Genomic DNA, 18,820 nt, shown 5'->3' with positions numbered 1-18,820 from the left:
ACGAAAATTTAGGCCACCACGGCGCGCGAAACCGCCGATTTATCAAACGTAAGCTTCACGCCTTTATCCAGCTCCAGGGTGATGGTCGTTTCGTCCACGGCAAATACTTTTCCGTGCATCCCCCCGATGGTCACAACCTGATCTCCCTTTTTGAGGTTATTCAGCATTTGCTTCTGGTCCTTTTGCTTTTTTTGTTGGGGACGAATCATGAAGAAATAAAATACCCCAATGATACCTACCCACATGACGACCTGGTAAATCATGGCTTGCGAGCCACCGGGCTGAGCCTGGGCTAAAATAGAATAGTGCATAACTTAATAGTAAAAAATTGAAATAATGAAGGTAGTAGGTTCCGGGTACTTTGGAGCCAGGTACCTTGCCAAGGTTAAATTTGGGTAGAGTCAGGAGCCGCTTCTACGATTCCCTGAATGCGCAGCTCCGAGGTGGCGGGCAAGGTGTTGGCGTACACCGTCACCGTCTTAACCTGCGGACCAGGCTTGCCTTTGCTGTTAAACCGCACCAGGATCGTCGATTCGCCGCCGGGCGCAATGGGCTCGCGGGGCCATTCCGGTACGGTACAGCCGCAGGAGGCCGTCACGTTATTGATGATAAGCGGAAACTGTCCGTCGTTCCGAAAGGCAAAGCTGTGCTCTACCGTGGCCCCTTCCTGGACCGTCCCGAAGTCGTAGGCCACGCTGTCCAGCACGGCAAAAACGGGCATTTTGTCGTTCAGCTCCTGAGCCTGCTGCTGGTTATCTTTTTGGGTACAGCTGGCTACGCCCAGTCCCAGCAGGAGCACGGCAATGGCTAGATTTTTCATCAGTGGGGCGTGTTTCATCAGAGGTTTTGGCTTTTTATCTGGGCCATCAGACGGTCCACGTCTTCCAGCAGGCGCTCGGCTTTTTCGCGGGCATCGCTCACTACGCGCTCGCCTTCGGCTTTGGCGAGGCTATCGGGAAAATTCTTCCCTTCGATCAAATCCGCGATCAGTTTTTCCAGTTGCTCCCGGTACTTCGAGAGGCGGTACGTCAGGCGGTCACGCGTTACTTCTCCTTTATCAGGAGCATACAGTACTCCCAGTAGGGCACCCGAAGCGCAACCTAGCAGGAAAGATATCAGACTACGGCTGGTATTACTCATGGCTTAGTATCGATTACGGTATTCAGTTTTTTTTAAACGTTTCCTAACTTTTTGCTTCACGCATGGGGGGCGAGGTGCCGGGTAGTTTGGTAGCTGCACGGGCCCAACCTACCGCACCATTCATTCATCCGGAGGTACTTATTTATTGTCAATAAGCCCCCGTCCACTTTTCCGGATGACGCCCTGCGCCTTTAATTTTTCGGCCAGTACGTCCAGGACACCATTCACAAATTTGCCACTTTTCGGCGTGCTGTAGCGCTTGGCAATTTCAATAAATTCATTGATGGTCACTTTTACCGGAATGCCCGGAAAGTGAATCAACTCGGCCAGCGCGGTTTTCATGATCACCATATCGACCAGGGCGATGCGTTCCAGGTCCCAGTTTTTGAGCTGGTCTATGAGGTAGGTTTCGTACTGTTCATCGTTCTCGATCGTTTGCCGAAAGAGCTCTTCCACAAAAAACTTATCCTCTTCCCAATCCTCGGTCAAGGCCGGGAGCTGCATGGTGGCTCCTTTTTCGGCCGACTTGAGTGTTTTGATGGCCAGGCTGCGTATGAGCTCACTGTGGTCGGCCCAGTAAAGATCGCGCTGTTCGAAGAACTCAACGGGTACTTCGTGTTTCAGCACGATGCGGCGCAGTACGTGCTGAGCCATTTCCTGATCTTCCTCGGCGGTATGGACGTTCTGGCGGCAGTAGGCCTGGTAGGTTTCGTCTTTCCGGACCACGTCGCGAAAAGTCTTGCGCACCAGGCTCATGTCGTTGCTCCAGCTAATGCCCCGCCGGATCACCTCCACCTGGAAGTCATGGTGCTCGCGGAGCTGCCGAAGTACCGAGTTCGTGTCCAGCCCCGACTCGCGCGGCATCTCGAACTCCAGGTCCTGGAAGGCGCGTTCGCGTTCAATCTGGGACTGATGCGCCAGTTCCACCAGCAGCTGCATCACCAGCAAAAATTCGTCGTAGATGGCTTCCGTTTCCTGAAGTACCCGCCGTACCATCTGCTGGCGGTCCGCCTTGGTACTTTTCTGGTAGCCTTCAAAAGCCTGCCGGGCGGTTTGAATCACCTCGAAGGGTACTTCCTCGTCCTCGCTGGGTTTGCCGGTCTTGATGAGCTCATCGAGCGTTAGCGTGGCCAGTCGCTTCATGCCTTCCAGCTTCGGGCGGTTCTGGGGCTCCATGGAGTTGAGATCCGGCAGGTAGGCCTCGGCGATCTCATCCATCGCCAGCATCCGGTTGGAGTCGGTGGCTAATTGGCTGGCATATAGTGCCTGAACGGCTTTGGTTCTTAACAATCTTCTATTGAGCATCGCAACGAGCTAATGGTGATTTAATGAATGGTGCAGTAAGACAAAGAACGTGCCTGAATTAGTAAATAATTGTTCAGAAGGTGACGGCAGGTACTTTCCCGCTCTCTATAACAAAACAGTACTTAGCCTCCGCCCATTTCCCCGTACGCTCCAAACTTACTGCCAAGCGGGAAACTCCGGCCCTCCTTATTTTAGTGCAAAATTAGATTTTTTTGTCAAGAATCGGAAAAGAGAGTTCGGATTAGGAATTTATTTTTGCAACGTTTTGAGAAAGTTGTGTGTTTAAAATTTTACCAGGCCCCCTTAGCCTCGGCCCGTATTCCCCAAAAACCTGTCCGCGTGAAAGCACTTTCGTACCTCAATAAGTACTTAGTCAAATACAAATGGTACCTGATCCTGGGTACTATTTTCACCATCATTTCCAACCTTTTCGGGATCATCCCGGCCCAGCTCGTACGCTACGCCCTCGACCTGGTGGGCGAAACGCTGGACATTTACTACCTCTTCGAGGGGGCGGCCATTCAGTCCAAGATCTACGATATATTCACCTTTAGTATTTTGATGTACGGGCTGCTGATCCTGGGGATGGCCCTGCTCAAGGGGATTTTCCTGTTCATGGTCCGGCAGACCATCATCGTGATGTCGCGCCACATCGAGTTCGACCTCAAAAACGACGTATACCAACACTACCAGACACTCCCGATGAGCTTCTACCGGCGGCACAATACCGGCGACCTCATGGCCCGTATCTCCGAGGATGTGAGCAAAGTACGGATGTACGTGGGGCCTTCGATCATGTACGGCATCAACCTGCTGGTGCTCTTCGTGATGCTGATCGGGTACATGCTTTCGGTGAACGTCCGGCTTACGGTGTACGTCCTTTTGCCGCTACCACTGCTGTCCATCAGTATCTACATCGTCAACAGCATCATCATCCGCCGCTCCGAAGAGATCCAGCGGCAGCTCTCCAACCTTTCTACCTACGTGCAGGAAGCGTTTTCGGGGATTCGGGTCATTAAATCGTTTGTGCAGGAAAGGTACTCCTTCGGTAATTTGCAAAAGGAGGCGGAGGTATTTAAGGATAAATCGTTGAGCATGACGCGCGTCGATGCGCTCTTCTACCCACTGATTCTGCTCCTGGTGGGGTTCAGCAACATTCTGGTGGTGTACATTGGCGGGCAGCAAATCATCAACGGAACGCTCACGCCCGGCAACATCACGGAGTTTATCCTGTACGTCAACATGCTCACCTGGCCGGTGATGGCCCTGGGCTGGACCACCAGCCAAATCCAGCGGGCGGCCGCCTCGCAGGCCCGCATCAACGAATTCCTGGAAGAAAAAACCACGCTGGTATCTACTGAAAACCGGCGCACGCCCGTCGCCGGGGCGCTTTCATTCCGGCACGTGGGCTTCATCTACCCCGACTCGGGCATTCAGGCCTTGCAGGATTTTAGCCTGGAAGTCTCCCGCGGCGAGACGGTGGCCATCCTGGGTACCACCGGCTCGGGCAAAAGTACCCTGGCCAACCTCATCTGCCGCCTCTATGACCCCACCCAAGGGCAGATCCTACTCGACGGCCAGCCGCTCGCAAGCTACGACATCCAGTACCTGCGGCGGCAAATGGGCTACGTACCGCAGGATGTGTTTCTTTTCTCCGACTCCATCGCCAACAACGTCCGCTTTGGTATCCCAGACCTCCCCTTCGAGCAGGTAGAGCAGGCCGTCAAAGACGCCGACTTGTACCAGAACATCGTGGAGTTTCCGCACGGCTTCGATACCCGCCTGGGCGAGCGGGGCATTACCCTCTCGGGCGGTCAGAAACAGCGGCTGTCGATTGCGCGCGCCATCGCCCGCGACCCCAAGATCCTGATCCTGGACGACTGCCTCTCGGCGGTCGATACCAACACCGAGAACATCATCCTCAACAACCTCAAGCGCATCATGGCCAACCGCACGTCGGTCATTATTTCGCACCGGGTTTCCTCGGCCAAACTCGCCGATACCATCGTGGTGCTGGACGACGGCCGCATCGTGGAGCAAGGTACCCACCAGGCCCTCATGGAGCGAAACGGTACCTACCGCGAGCTGTACGAAAAACAACTGCAGACGGAGGAAGTGTAGGGGGGTACTTTCAAAGAGCTGCTATACGGCTCCCTTTTTATTGAAAACCCAGTTATTTCTACTATTTTAATAGTTTATCAAAAAGGCTTCTGATTTTTGGATCACTGGGACGAGGTGCATCAGCATCTATTACTTTTCCATCCTTATCAATAAGGACATAACGTGGGATGGTTGAAATATTAAATTGCTTAGCAATGGTTGAATTTTTTGAGCTAGGCAACAAGTAGCTGCTAGCATCGGGTATGCCTATTTGCTTAGAGGCTCGCTCCCAGGCGGCAGCATTGTCATCAATTGAAACATAAACAAAATTTACTCCTTTTTTTGTATATTCTTCACTTAATTGTTTTGATTCAGGCATTTCTGCACGGCATGGCGCACACCAAGAAGCCCAAAAATCAATATAAATAATTTTTCCAGCATGCTTAGTTTTTAAGTCTTTTAAGGTAAATTTATTTAAAGACTTATCAAAGAAATAAGATGCATTATTGTTTACTAATAGTTTGCTCCTGAATTCAGATTCAATATGATTAATTAGCAAACTATCTTTTACAATTACTTTAAATTTTTTATAATACTTTATATATTCATCACTAGGAAATCTAGATATAATTAACTTTAATTCTTTTGACAATAATCTATTCCTATAGTACTCTCCAAATATTTCACTATTTTCGATCATTTCAAAAACTTCTCTATAATCACGATTCACTCCATCTTGAAAATTCATCTTTTTGACATTTGGCAAAAAATACTTTTCTCTAACATCATCAGTGAATTCCTTAAAATATCGATCAGGAAATAGATTATTTGGATTTGTTTTTAAATTTAATATTTGTTTCACTTCCTCAAAAGTTAATTTATCCAATTTTAAATCTAATGAATAAAGTTGCATTTTTATCCTATCTTTATAAAATAAAAATGCTGAAAATGATATGTTATTTTGTTTATATATAGAATCTAATAAATCATCCTGTTCATTAAATGAATCACGGCTTTTTAAATACAATTCTGAGATTGTATTTTCTATAAAAATAGAGTCTTTTTTATTATCTATTTTTATAAAATATTTTAAATATTTCAATTTTGATAAAGGAGAGTAGTAGTCTGGTTGCACATTTGTTTTGAAAAATTTATCGAATTCAAATTCCATCATAGGAGTTTTTCGATTTAAAACAGAAGGAGTAGGCATTCCTTCTACATAATTAAAAAGCACTGTGTCGCCATTTTGAAAAACAAAATCAAAATAATTCACTGCATCATATCTATGCCTAAGTGTTACTAAACTATCCCGAGTCACAACAGTAATTGTGTCAATTTTATTCAATGGGTTAATAATCAAACCCTTAGAATTATCCCATAATACTACTTCTGGTATCCCTGTAAAAAAAACCGGATTAGTTGATGTTAATTTTTCAATTTTGGGATATTCTTTAAAAATGAAAACCACTTCATTTTTTTGGATGGTTTCTATATTTATTTGAAATAAATTTAATTCTAATAATAGAAATACAATTATTTGAAACATATTTTTTAGTTAAAAGTTTTGTATGTAATTATTTCGATACTAACATATCATAAAAATATATAATTGTGATTTTCAGAAAAAAATTAGGTATTTATTGATACGTGAGTTAGTTCGTAAATTCTTTTGGAGCCTGTACTAGCATCCCCATGATCAGGTAAAGGAAATCCTGTCAGGTGCTTTACAAGCCTCATCAATAATAACTGTTCATTGCCATTAATGGCAATGAACAGTTATTAAATACCTCTCAATCTGGATCGTAGCACCATTTTGCAGTATAACAGCTATCACAGTAATAATTCGTATTTGCTGCTTTTGCTGCTTTCCTAGCTGCTTTTAAGCCTTTAACATAGTACCCACCGGATCCGTTATTTACATAACATCCTCCTCGTACTGCCTTCATCTCTGACCTAGTTAGAGTGAAATCATTGAAATTTGATAATCTGTTCAAGATTTAGAATTTTAAAGTGAATAAAAATTATCTGAATTGGCCAATTCCGAGGTTGGTAAAGGAAGCACAGAGCCGGGGTAGCTCATGCGGGAACAAAAAGCGGGGCAGCTCCACCGCATTTAGAAAATAGGTGGGGGCCTGCATGACACCGGCTAGGTCCATCCACCGCAGATGCAAACCCAATTGCCGGGCGCTTTCTTCATGGGTTTCAGTAGGCGGGTAGGCTGCGCTCCACTGTGCAAAGCGGGCCTCCCCTAACGCAAACCAGTCGCTGAGGGCCGTCGGCCTCTGCCCGGCAGGCAATGCCAGCAGTCGGCGGGCCACCTGTCCGGCAATATCCTCCGCCTGGGGCGAGGCCGCCAGCACCATCAGCACGTGCAGGTTGGTGTACGTTTACACCTCCTTTTAAAGTACCCAGTGGTTGTGGAGGCAGGCGGTACAGCTGGGACTTATCACCATGATGAGGGTGTTCTCGGCCGCGAGGTTGCTCAGACTGATCGTCTGCGTACCCTGGAAAAGTGGGAAAAATCCCCAGAACTCAGCCCTCCCGTCACATTCAAAGATCCAGTTATTGTTTTTACCGGGCTATCTTTTCCTTCAAGTACCCTACGACTCTCGTTATATTACTACCTTGATCAATGATAGCAATCTTGCCGGTCGGGTCTATTAGCACTGTTTTGGGGACTCCCCAGACACCATACTCCCGCAGCAGGGCGTCATCATTCACCACCTGAAACCAGTCCATCCCTTTGGCGGCTACGTGATCCTTCACCTTTTCAAGCTTGTCATCCTTGGCAAAAGAGATAATCACTAAGTCCGAGGCCTCGTAGGCGTCATGGAGTCTCCTGAGGACAGGTATTTCTTCCTGGCACGGGCCGCACCAGGTAGCCCAAAAAACCATCAGTACGTGTTTTCCTTTGAAGTCGGCCAGATGGAGCGGCGTGCCGTGTATGTCCACTGCCGTAAAATCAAGAGCCATAGAGCCTTCACGCTGCAATTTGCCGGTGATCGTACGAAGTACCTCCTGGCCTTCCGGGCTTTGCCGGAACCGCAGCGGGAACGATTCAAACACCTGGATGATACTTGGCTCTAAAGTACCTTCAATACCAAAGAGTACCTCTCGAAACCTGGCGAAGGAGTATTCGTCGGGATGCTCCTGAAAGTACCTTAGTTTCCGGGTAAAGATCTGTTTTTTAGCCGCACCTATAGCATTGTGGGCCTCTTCTGATTGGTAAGCTAGGGTGTCGCCTCCTTCAAACCGGGCTTGAAGCGAGCTGCTGATCGAGTCCAGCACCGCCACTTCCCTAGAAATGAACGCCGCCCATTGCTGGTCATGGTACTGAACGTCGATCACGTTGGTGAGCTTAAAATCAGCTAACGGACAAGTAATTTCCGAGTTACTTTTAGCGAGAAAATGAATTTCGGCCGGTCCCTTCCCTACCCAAAACCGATGCACACAGGTGGGTTGGCCTTTGGCCGCAAGCCTGATGACCAGCCCGGTATAGGCCACATCGGAGAAGCCGGAAACAAAAAAAGTATCCTTTTCGACGCGAACCTGCGTTGGCAGAGGCCCGGAGCCGTTGTCGAGTTCTACATGAACCGTTCGGGGTTCCACCCTTGTCTCAAAGGTGATCTTGACCTGTACCAAATCGGCGCGGGCCGTACCCGTACTGGCTAAAAAAACAAACAGGGAAAAGAGGAATGGGGAGAAGCGTGTCATCATCAATAAGGCGTTGGTGGATAGGGATTAGTGGAGGAACAATCTGGCTTTTGTAGCCCTAGTCAGCCCGTAAGCAAGATACTACATTTCCTTGGTATTCCTCACCGGTTTCATAGTACTAGACGTTGACCGCATCATGAAGTAAGGTACCTATCAGGTACCTCAAGGAGCGCAACGATATTTACCGCGAGCTCTACGAAAAACAACTGCAGACGGAAGAGGTGTAGGGGGTACTTTGAGAGGTACCTACTTGCCACCATCCTGGATTACGGCGAGCAGCCGCTCGGCCAGGCGGCGATCAGCGGTGATGATATCAGCAGAGCCTTTCAGGCCGTTGCGGTAAGCCAGGGGTTTGTTGTAGCGGGTGTGCAGGCCACGGGGTAGGTCTACGTACCCCCAGTAGACACTATCTTTGCCCGGCGTAACGGAGAGCTGCGACAACGTACCTTCCACCATGCCATACTCACGGAAAGGGTAGCCATCCAGTTTGATCAGCACGGTCTGGCCTTCCCGTATTTTACCCAGGTTGGCCTGGGGTACTTTCACCAATCCCTGAAAATGGCTGCTGGGCGGCTCGATGGTCAGTAGTTCCTGCCCAGCGGAGAGACTTTGCTGTTCCTGCCAGGGGGCCGAGAACGAAACCTTACCGGCCACGGGGGCCTGGAGCACGTAGCGCTGCTGCCAGGCTTCCACTCCACTGCGGAGCGTTTGGAGGGCCTGGAGGAAAGTACCCTTTTGCTCGGCGATGGCGTTGTCCAGCTCCAGGAGCTCCTTCTGTTTGGCATTCTGGGCTGTGCGATTTTGGATCAGGGCGGAAGCCAGCTGCTTTAAGGGCATTTCGCGGGTGAGGAGCTTGGCTTTTTCGCGCTGGTACTCCAGCGGCGCTATCACCTTATCCTGGTAGAGCTTTTCCTGTACGTTGAATTCGTCGCGCGCCAGGTCGTAGTCGCGGCGCTGGAGGTCGAGCTGTTCGGCCAGGGTTTGCTCCATCGCGCGCAGGTCGCGCACGTCTTCTTCCAGAAGCAGGCGTTTTTGCAGGTGAAAACCTCCGCCCAGAAACGCTTTCAGCTGGGTTAGCTGCTGGTGGAAGCTCTGGAAGTCATTTTGCAATTCACCCAGTCGCGTATACGGCTGCACGGCAAAACGCGGTATGGCTGCCCAGTTTTGCTGGTCCAGCGCCTGCCGGAGCTGCGTCAGCGTGTGGGCGAGTTGGAGGGCCTGGGCGTGGTCGGTGGTACTTTCGGAGTAGGCAAGTACCTGCCCGGCCCCTACTTCCTGGCCGTCTTTGACCAGCAAGCGGACCAATTTTCCCTCCGCCCGCACGACCACCGTGCGTGGGGCGTCGGTGGCGGTAAGGGTAAACGAAGCCGTGACAATATCGGGGTAGCGCACCCACCAGCTTCCTAGTCCGAGCAGCAGGAGTAGAGCAAAGAACACGGTCATGCCCCAGCGCACCAGGCCGGGTGGCGGGCGACTGATGATCTCGTGCACCTCTTCGCTGTGGAGTTCGCGGAAAACCGTCTTTGCAGGCGGGGAAGAAAGTGAATCGTGCATAGGAAAGGTTGGGTTTAGCCCACGGCCAGCTCCAGCTGGTTACTCACTAGTTCAAAGTACTTGCCCTGCCGGGCTACGAGCTCGGCGTGGGTACCTTGCTCCACGATCTCCCCCTGCTCCATCACCACGATCTGGTCGGCATTCTTTACCGTGCTAAGCCGGTGGGCTACCACGACCACCGTGCGGCCCCGGAAGAACGATTCCAGGTTCTGGATGATGATGGCCTCGTTGTTGGCGTCGAGGGCGTTGGTGGCCTCGTCGAAGAGCAGGAGCTGGGGATTTTTATACACCGCCCGGGCAATCAGGATGCGCTGCTTCTGGCCCTGGCTGATGCCGTTACCCTCGGCCCCGATTTTGGTATGGTAACCCAGGGGCAAAGATTCGATGAAGTCTTGAATATTAGCCATATGTGTGGCTCGGTAAAGCCTCTCCTGATCAATGACCTCTTCGCAAACCGCAATATTTCTCGCAATACTATCCGAAAACAGAAATCCCTCCTGCATTACTACCCCACATTGCTGCCGCCACGCACTGTGCGAAATCCGGTCCAGATTCAGTCCCCCCGAAGCCTTAACAACACCTTCCGGGAGGTCGAAACGGATACTATCCGTCAGTGCCCCCCCTTCTCCTGCCAGGAGAGCGGTCCGGCGTTCCGGGGGCTGGGGGCGGTCCGTCGGTACGGTGAGGTAAATTCTGCCCTTCTGGGGCGCATAAAACCGAAGCAGCAATTTCAACAAGGTCGTCTTACCACTCCCACTGGTACCGACGATAGCCGTAGTCTTCCCGTGCGGAATAGTCAAATTGATGTTGCACAGCACGGGTTCATTGCCCGCGCCGGGATAAGTGTAGGTGAGATTCTCGATCACGAGGTCCTGCTGTGGGTTCCAGTTCTGGCGGAGCGGTGTACCGGCGGGTTCTTCGTCGGCCAGACCGTGTACCTCGTTGAGGCGTTCGAGGCTGATCTGGGCGTCCTGCCAGGCTTGCAGAAAGCCGATCATCTGCTCGATGGGGGCGTTGAACTGCCCCAGAATGTACTGCACCGATACCAGCGCGCCCAGCGTCATCTGCCCGTCGATGACGGCCTTGGCCGCCAAGAAGGTAATGAAGATGTTTTTGCCCTGGTTGATGACCAGCCCCCCGGCCTGCTGGAACTGCGACAACGAAAGACTCTGCACCGACCACTTGAAGAGACGCGCCTGCGTCCGCTCCCACTCCCAGCGCTTGCCCGTCTCGGCCCCGGCGAGTTTAATATCTTGCATGCCCTGAATGAGCTGCACGATCTGGCTCTGGTTCCGGCTTGACACATCGAACCGCTTGGTGTCCAGTTTGCGGCGCTGCCTTAGAAACGCCACCACCCACAGCGCGTAGGCCACCGACGCCCCTGCTGCCACCAGAAAAATCGTCATATTGTAGTAGGCCAGCACGAAGCCGAACACCAGCAGGTTGAACAGAGAGAAGACCACGCTTAGCGTTTGGCCTGTCAGAAATTGCTCGATGCGGTGGTGATCACCGATGCGCTGCATGATGTCGCCGAACTGCTTGACGTCGAAGAACGACAACGGCAGTCGCATGAGCTTGGCCAGAAACTCGGACAGGATGGTTAGGTTGAGCCGGACACTGATGTGCAGCAAGATCCAGCTTTGCAGAAAGCCCACCGCCGAACTGCTCAGCATCAGTACCATCTGGGCGATCAGCACCAGGTACAGAAAGCCGACATTTTGGGTGCCGATGCCGACGTCCACCACGGCTTGCGTGAGGAAGGGTAGTAGCAGCGACAGGCCGCTGCCCGCCAGCATCCCCAGGCCGAGTTGTGCCACCAGCTTTTTGTAGCGGAATAAATAGCCCAGCAGTTGCGTAAGCCGCAGTCCCTCCACTTTCTCACCTTCCTCCTCGTAGAATCGCGTACCCGGTTCCAGCAACAGGGCCAGGCCCTTTTTCTCGCCCTCGTGCTCGCTCGACAGCCAGCGCCGCTCGAACTCCTCCGCCGTGTAAGTAATCAGGCTCGCCGCCGGGTCAGCGATGTGGAAGAGGGCGGTACTGATGGTGGGTTGGGCGTGGGGAGCGTAGGTTTCTTGCTGGTCTTGTCTTAGGATGGAAACGGGTTCCAAATCCAGTGTGGGTTTGCGCCCACCCCGGATGCCTTGGAGAAATCGTCGACTGACGGAGCCCTGGCTTACTTTGTAAAGTACCACAAAATGGTTTTGCCCCCAGTGCAGGATGCAGGGCAACGGGGCTTCCTCCACCAGCTTTTCCAGCGTAACCCGCACGCCCACCGTCTTGAACCCCACCCCCTCGGCGGCCTCGGCAATGCCCAGCATACTCACCCCGTCCTTTCCGATCTGCGCCTTCTCCCGCATGGTCTGCGCTGAATAATGGCGACCGTAGTGTTTGGCCACCATGCGGAGGCAGGTGGGGCCGCAGTCCATTTGGTCGAGTTGGCGATAGTGGGGGAATTTTTTCATATATATTGGTGGGTGAACAGACGTTTCTAGCACACCGGGCCGACGCTTCGGGCCATTTGTTCAAGTTGGCTGCTGTGGGAAAAGGGCTTCATCTCAATGCTATGAACGGATACAGGTTGAAATGATCAAAAGAGTTCTTTAACTGATCATCATTTTTATTCAAGATGACATTAGTATAGTAAAGTGATGTAGATTGGCTGTCCTTCACCATCCTAAAATGAATATTGTGCGGTAATACTCTTCTGGATTTAGTATTATTCAGCAAGGCACAACACTTGAACCAAATATCGTCACCAGTAGGAACTATCTCCATAAAGAGCGATTTGTTCAATACTTCTTCATGTAATGAACCGGGCGGATACAGCACCCCGGAAACTCCAGTCGGCATCAATTCAAAGCTGCTTTCGGTTGATAAGTTATTCTTTCTCTTCATTTCTTTATAAGGCATAAGCGTGACAGTATCCCTTAATCTCAAATCATGCCCCCGATAACAGATAATATCGTTTGGATGGGTCTGATTTGCTTTCATAAGCCCCTCTAACCAATTTCTTGGATAGATGATGTCATCGTCAATAGTGATGATCTTTGCCTTGGGATATTGCTGCCAAGCATAGTATAACTTATTATACGGCCGCAAGTTTTCATCGACAAAATCAATACGCACTCCTCTTTTTTGGAGCCTAAGTAATGAATTGGGTATTGAAGGTTTAGAAAACTCCTTTTTTGCCAGCCACACGTGTATAATATCCGGCTGAACATTTTGCTGAAAAATGGACTCAATGGTCTGGTACAACTTATGCACTCTGGCCGGATACGAGGTAACCGACACAACAATTCCATCTATTACATTAGATAGTTTAACTTTGCTAAACCGATTAAGCAATTTCCAACTTATTTCGAAGAGAAGAGGATTAGAGTACAAGTTCATTTGTAACAGTTTTTATGCCCCTCCCTCATTGTATCGTGCCCAAGGCAATTGGTTGTTGTACTTATCTAACATGAATTGATTTCCTTGCAAAAAATAGTGAGGAGTTGGGGGCCGTCCATCGGTAAGTCTGTAGTTTACAGTATATTTATCTGTAGACTTATATCGAGGTGAAGCTTTTTTTAAATGACTAAAAAAATAGCGATCAGCTCTTAAAGGGTGATACCAATAATGAGCAGATTTTACAAGTGTACTCCGCTTGAACCCATAGCAATTTGTATCTACCAATTTTGGTAGCCTTGAATAAGGACGGTAATCACCAAGGCTCTCACAATTGTCGTTAGCTATAAATTCTCCTTGCTCAGTACATATTTTCCGCATACTATAGGCCCATTCAAGCTTATTATATTCTATAGCATCAATTAAAGAGCTTATATGATTAGGGTCAAACCAATTATCTTCATCCAAAAAGAAAATATATTCTGAATTAATTAAAAAAGGGAATGCTGCATATATTCTATGACCATTCATACCGCCATTACCAGTATTATGTGGCAATACTACAAGTTCATATTTATTAAATTTACATTTAGAGATCGCGGTATAAACTTTCTCTCTAAATTCCATTCCGTCTACTATAATAAAATGAGTGGTATCTGAATACGATTGCTGACATACACTTTCTATAGCGGTAATCAACGATAACTTCCCAATTGTTGGGGTAATTACAGCAGCCTTCTTTGAATTATTATTATTATTAATAATATTATCAACATTAGACCAAATATACTCATTCGCTAAATCATTATTTAACCTTTTATAAAAACAATATTTATTTAGTATATTTTTTATAAAAATCATATATATTTGTAAAACTTTGTACACAACGAGTCTTATTTAATCTTAAGAATATGAAAGCTATAAAGCATCACACACATTTACTCCTCCATTATTATTTATATTCAATTCAGCCATAGTTATAAAACTAGAATAACTATGGCTGATAATAACTTTAAATACAATATTGCAATGTTACCGAATCACATCCAGAACACTCGACAGGCGCACAGTGAGTTTGTCCATTTTCGTGATCATGTTGACATGTTTGTCGCACTTCAAAGCAAGGTTGCAACCCTACACACCCTAAATATATACATTCACTATAACCTCCTTTAATTCTTTTCATTTCACCCCTTGATAGGATATTTTCGGCAAATTGGATTAATAACTTTTTCATAAGTAAAATAGTTTAATTTAAAAATTAGGACATATATATTAAATTTAGACTTTATTTATTAACCTCTAAGATTCGTTTTCGAAAACTCGGACTGGACAACATTTTATTAATTTTTTTCTTTATATGGCTAGAAGTATCTTTATATATATTCCCCTGAAGCCCAAAGCCCTTAGATACAATACGGGCAGCATTACCTGGCTGGTCACTATTATTGCAATTCAGTGGATAAATTAAAACGGGTACTGCTGCCTCTATACATTCACAAACTGAATTCATTCCACCGTGACTAATCATAAGGTCACAATATGGGAGAAGAACCTGCTGCGGAACACTTTCAAATACAAATATTCTAGATTTATTATAAAAATCACCATTCATAGCAACACCTCCAGTAGAAACGATTAAATAAACACTCTTCATTTCTTCTATTGCTAAAAATAATCTCTGATAAAAACGCTTAACTGTTTTTTCATACAATCCACTTAGTGTTCCAAGAGAAACATAAACTAAATAAGCGTTACTATTAGGCAGTAACTTGATTGAATGTACAATTGTTAATAAATTCAAATTTTCTTCGTTCTTTCTAATGTGATAATAATAAGTAAACTCCTCAAATTGATCACATTTATACCAATTATATTCCAAAAATCTTGGCAAGATATGAATAGTATCTACCTTCCTAACTCCCTCATACAATAAATTATATCGATTATAAAACTCATCGAATGGTACGCCATTTTTTTTACTAAATCTTTTAAAAAACAATTTATCATCCGCTCCTAAAAAAACCACATCTCTAAAAACAAAATTAAATTTAGAACTAACTAGATGTCTTAACCAAAAAAACTCTGAAAGCAACCAATAAAATAAATTGTTTTTAAATGGAATAGAACAAGTCAACGGAGGAATACCTAGTTTATGACGAGTAGGTAGTTTTGTATTAATAATTGTAATCTTAGTACTTTTATTTTTTAACACAAAAAAATAAAGGCTCAAATGTTCATCAATAAATATTTCTTGGGGTTTGATTTCCTTACATATTTCTTGAATTGCATAAACAGATTTTAAGAAATTCCGATATCTAACCTTTAACAATTTCTTACTAACTAAATTTACAAATAATAACTTTAGCCCTGTCATAATATTATTCACTACATATTCTTCTACAAGAGGCACATCAACAAACTCAAACCCCTCTTTTTGAATATGGTATCGAAAATTGTTTGATCCAGTAAATACCACCCTACACCCTTTACTTTTCAAAGTATCAGCTAATCCAAAGCTTGAATTATAGTGACTTACAAATGGCAAAATAATAAATAAGGCTATTTTATTCATTAATTTTATCAATATAAAAAATAAACTATAATAAAAACTTTAAAGCCCGCGCATGTATCACAATAACTATTACTTTTTATAAAAAGCTTAACTTCTACATATCATCAATAAATAGACACCAATTTAATCATTTACATTAAGGTATAATAATATATTTATAATAGCAGCTACTTCAAGCAATCTATCTTTATTCAACAAACATTCTAAAAATATACAACTATCATTTGACAAATCCAATAACATATAATAATTATCAAGTAATAGGTTTACATATTTAATTTATAAGACTCCCTCATAACTAGTTCACATGAATTATCAGCTGACACTTTACCAACTTCAATACTCCATTCCTATTCCTCTATCAGACAAAATACTAGCTAGTATTGGTAAATCTTTAATTGTATATGATACAGGTAAACTTACACCGTTAAAATATACAGTTGGCGTTGCTCTAATTTGGGCTAATTGGCACCAACGAGCATGATAATCAACCTGCCATTTAACATCTAGATTTTCCTGCTTGGTAGTAATAGGTATTGAAGCAATCCAGGTTTGAATCGACTGGCTATTATTGTTATACCAATTATGCAAGGCTTTTAGCGCCTTATCCTGAGGAAGTTCGAGTAATTTCTCCGCTACTTGTAAAGCATGAGAAGTGCCAAAAAAAATAAACTGGCATTGAATATTATTCGTTACCCTCATTAATTCTTCGAGCTGTGTATGTAAGCGGCCACAGGGGGCGCATAAAGGATTGGTAACCACGGTCAGTGTATGCTGAGCCCCAGGATGACCCATTTTGATGGTTTTCATTCCTTCAAGGATGGGAGGCATTGTAGGCTGTTTATTAAATAGCTCATTGACATAGTTTGGGTTAAACTTCGTCTTATGAAGTTCCCGCAGGAGTGGGTTTACTTGATAAGATTCCTGTAGTGGCTTTTTGAGCAAAACCCATATTATGATAGGCAGCAAGTAGGAAAGGATTAGTACCGTTAGCGTAGATAGAGATAGCGCAAATGATGTAGAGTGCCATAAACTAAGACTCAAAGCCACTTCTAATCCTAGTAATATTTGCACAGAGAGGCATAGCAGGCACCATTGTCTGGCTACCACAGCCTGATAGTATACTGAGAAGAGAGTATAGGGTAGTGCCAGTAGGCTGCCTATAAGCAGCCAGGGGAACACATTTGCCTGAGGATTAGATAAAGAGAGGAGCAAAGCCGTCAGCCCTCCAGCATAGTAGACGAAGCCGATTTCGGACCACCCGAGCCAGCCCCACAGCCGCGCGGCTTTTGAATGAAGGATGCTGTTGCAATGGTTGCGGCTATCTAAGCTACAAAATGTGCGGATGAAGGGGTTATCAGCGTCGATGCTATGCCAAAGTAGAATACTACAGACCAATGTACCGACTACTTTTACGGCCCATAAAGCGTTAAGTGACCATAATGGAGTAGGAAAGATACCAGGTACACTTACAAACCAAAGTAAGAAACTGGCTACTATACCTACTACTAAAAAGGGGGTCCGTAAATTTTGCCGGATCTCTGCTCTCCTCTTGGAGATATAGTCCGTTTCTCCCGAACGCTCGTCAGGCTCAATTAAAAGCGCGATGCCACTCCACTTTTGGGTGAAGGTAGCTAAAGTTTCGGTTTGCCACCCCTTTTGGGTATCCAACCACTCCACCCTCCCCTTTGACGAAGCTTCACGCACCGGCGCAAAGTACCCTCCGTTGACTTCCAGAAAGGCGATAGCGGGTAGTGGCACTTCGGTAAGTTGCTGGGGCGAGATACGCGGCGCTAGGTTGGGAATATTCCATTCAGTAAGTACATCGCTTAAAGCAGCCATAGAAGGGAAATCGGGATGCAGGTACAAGCGCTCCCGGATCGTATGAGAAGTAACTTGTAGCCCTAAGGCCTGAATTACGTATTTCAAGCTATCTATAGCATTCTTTTCGGTGGCCGTTAGTTTCATAGCAATAGTCTGCAATAACTTTAAAGGCTACATAATGCCTTATAGTAATTTTGGGATAGTCCTCTATGATAAAGCGAGAGTAACAAGTATAGTCTTTCCCATTTCTAGGGAGCTGCCCCTACTCCTACTTACTCTGTAACCCTGCCTATCTACCAGTTTGACCAGGACGAGGTTATGCTGGCAAAATATATAACTGTATTCTTCTAGCAGGGAGCTATATAAGCGAAAGATGTGATATGACTGTGGATAGGAGCTGGTAAAGTTTGCTTATCTATATGAATTAGGGGTAGCACAGTAGCTGATGTGAATGTCTGATTTGAACAATAATTCGATGGAGAAGTAAAACAGATATAGATCATATACAGTGAGGTTTCATAAACGTTGAGCGAGTCAAAATTAAAGCTTCCACAAAAGGAAAACAATGTAATTTCTCAATATTACCATACAAATAATCAATAAATTCAACTCATTGATAATCAATACCCTAACGAACAATAATAAATAATCTCCTTAGTTAAACCTTAATTTATCGCTTTTTTATATAAAAACTACTAGGAGAAATCAACGTCAACCTCTATTTTAGTGACAAATTATCTCTACATCATATAAAGGCTCTACACCATGCCACTGCCCACCCAGCTCAAAGCGCTACGAAAAAAGCACCAACTCTCCCAGACCGTCCTCGCCGAAAAACTGGGGATCACCCAAGGTACCTACTCCGCCTGGGAAAGCGGTAAGACCAGCCCCTCGGCGGCACTACTGGTTAAAATTGCCCAGCTCTACCACATTTCTATCTCGGAACTTGTTTCTTTAGAAATAGAGCAGTCAATAGTAGCGCCTGAAGAAAAAACGTCGGCCCTTGACGCCATCCGAAAAGTCTACGAAGAGTTGATCGCGAGCCAGCGGCACTATTGCCAGCAGCTCGAAACCGAAAATCAACAGCTACGACGAGCGCTGGGACAGAAGCAAATTAGTCACTAAGCAGCCCATAGCTACTTACCACCTCCTACCGGAGAAGGTACCTGACCAGGGTACTTGTCGCGCCGGCTTTTTTGCACAACAACCATCACCTACGTT

Annotated in this window: 15 protein-coding genes; 2 read left to right on the top strand and 13 right to left on the bottom strand. The window is 46.3% G+C overall.

The genetic code is table 11. The features are described 5' to 3' along the window. Positions 1 to 8 precede the first annotated feature (8 nt). The 4 genes from yajC to nusB form a co-directional block, all read right to left on the bottom strand. Positions 9 to 311, bottom strand: a complete 303-nt coding sequence (gene yajC / locus HNQ92_RS22730) for a preprotein translocase subunit YajC (protein ID WP_184177688.1) — start codon at positions 309 to 311, stop codon at positions 9 to 11. Positions 312 to 385: 74 nt separating this feature from the next. Continuing rightward, positions 386 to 838, bottom strand: coding sequence for a DUF1573 domain-containing protein (locus HNQ92_RS22725; protein WP_246440705.1), 453 nt, complete (start codon positions 836 to 838; stop codon positions 386 to 388). Beyond that, on the bottom strand, positions 838 to 1,140 hold the full coding sequence (locus HNQ92_RS22720) for a YtxH domain-containing protein (protein WP_184177686.1): 303 nt from the start codon (positions 1,138 to 1,140) through the stop codon (positions 838 to 840). Before HNQ92_RS22720 ends, HNQ92_RS22725 begins: the two co-directional genes overlap by 1 nt. 138 nt (positions 1,141 to 1,278) lie before the next feature. Continuing rightward, entirely contained in the window at positions 1,279 to 2,445 is a 1,167-nt protein-coding gene (nusB, locus tag HNQ92_RS22715; protein WP_184177684.1) for a transcription antitermination factor NusB, read from the bottom strand. A gap of 339 nt (positions 2,446 to 2,784) precedes the next feature. On the opposite strand from nusB, the gene HNQ92_RS22710 reads away from it, so the two are divergent. Continuing rightward, entirely contained in the window at positions 2,785 to 4,566 is a 1,782-nt protein-coding gene (locus HNQ92_RS22710) for an ABC transporter transmembrane domain-containing protein (RefSeq protein ID WP_184177682.1), read from the top strand. A 61-nt stretch (positions 4,567 to 4,627) separates the two neighbouring features. On the opposite strand, the gene HNQ92_RS22705 is transcribed toward HNQ92_RS22710, so the two are convergent. The 9 genes from HNQ92_RS22705 to HNQ92_RS22665 all read right to left on the bottom strand — a co-directional run bounded on the left by HNQ92_RS22705 (position 4,628) and on the right by HNQ92_RS22665 (position 17,743). Continuing rightward, complete coding sequence (locus HNQ92_RS22705) at positions 4,628 to 6,091, bottom strand: TlpA family protein disulfide reductase (protein WP_184177680.1); 1,464 nt, start codon at positions 6,089 to 6,091, stop codon at positions 4,628 to 4,630. 475 nt (positions 6,092 to 6,566) lie between these two features. Next, a complete protein-coding gene (locus HNQ92_RS22700) occupies positions 6,567 to 6,905 on the bottom strand; it encodes a hypothetical protein (RefSeq protein WP_184177678.1) in 339 nt (112 codons plus the stop codon). Positions 6,906 to 7,116: 211 nt separating this feature from the next. Next, positions 7,117 to 8,262 carry a TlpA family protein disulfide reductase gene (locus HNQ92_RS22695; RefSeq protein WP_184177676.1) on the bottom strand — a complete coding sequence of 382 codons (1,146 nt, stop codon included), beginning with the start codon at positions 8,260 to 8,262 and terminating at the stop codon, positions 7,117 to 7,119. 243 nt (positions 8,263 to 8,505) lie between these two features. Further along, positions 8,506 to 9,813: an HlyD family secretion protein gene (locus HNQ92_RS22690; RefSeq protein WP_184177674.1), complete on the bottom strand. Its 1,308-nt coding sequence runs from the start codon at positions 9,811 to 9,813 to the stop codon at positions 8,506 to 8,508. Positions 9,814 to 9,827: 14 nt separating this feature from the next. After that, entirely contained in the window at positions 9,828 to 12,275 is a 2,448-nt protein-coding gene (locus HNQ92_RS22685) for a peptidase domain-containing ABC transporter (protein ID WP_184177672.1), read from the bottom strand. An 88-nt stretch (positions 12,276 to 12,363) separates the two neighbouring features. Then, the gene (locus HNQ92_RS22680; RefSeq protein WP_184177670.1) at positions 12,364 to 13,203 is read right to left on the bottom strand and encodes a glycosyltransferase; all 840 of its coding nucleotides are present in this window, start codon (positions 13,201 to 13,203) and stop codon (positions 12,364 to 12,366) included. 12 nt (positions 13,204 to 13,215) lie between these two features. Beyond that, positions 13,216 to 14,061, bottom strand: a complete 846-nt coding sequence (locus HNQ92_RS22675; protein WP_184177668.1) for a glycosyltransferase family A protein — start codon at positions 14,059 to 14,061, stop codon at positions 13,216 to 13,218. A 427-nt stretch (positions 14,062 to 14,488) separates the two neighbouring features. Beyond that, positions 14,489 to 15,775 carry a glycosyltransferase gene (locus HNQ92_RS22670; protein ID WP_184177666.1) on the bottom strand — a complete coding sequence of 429 codons (1,287 nt, stop codon included), beginning with the start codon at positions 15,773 to 15,775 and terminating at the stop codon, positions 14,489 to 14,491. A 336-nt stretch (positions 15,776 to 16,111) separates the two neighbouring features. Then, a complete protein-coding gene (locus HNQ92_RS22665; RefSeq protein WP_184177664.1) occupies positions 16,112 to 17,743 on the bottom strand; it encodes a vitamin K epoxide reductase family protein in 1,632 nt (543 codons plus the stop codon). A gap of 621 nt (positions 17,744 to 18,364) precedes the next feature. On the opposite strand from HNQ92_RS22665, the gene HNQ92_RS22660 reads away from it, so the two are divergent. Further along, complete coding sequence (locus tag HNQ92_RS22660; RefSeq protein ID WP_184177662.1) at positions 18,365 to 18,724, top strand: helix-turn-helix transcriptional regulator; 360 nt, start codon at positions 18,365 to 18,367, stop codon at positions 18,722 to 18,724. Positions 18,725 to 18,820 lie beyond the last annotated feature (96 nt).

The sequence above is a fragment of the Rhabdobacter roseus genome, assembly GCF_014202275.1.
GTDB classification, from domain to species: domain Bacteria; phylum Bacteroidota; class Bacteroidia; order Cytophagales; family Spirosomataceae; genus Rhabdobacter; species Rhabdobacter roseus.
This window is presented reverse-complemented; position numbering and strand designations above follow the sequence as displayed.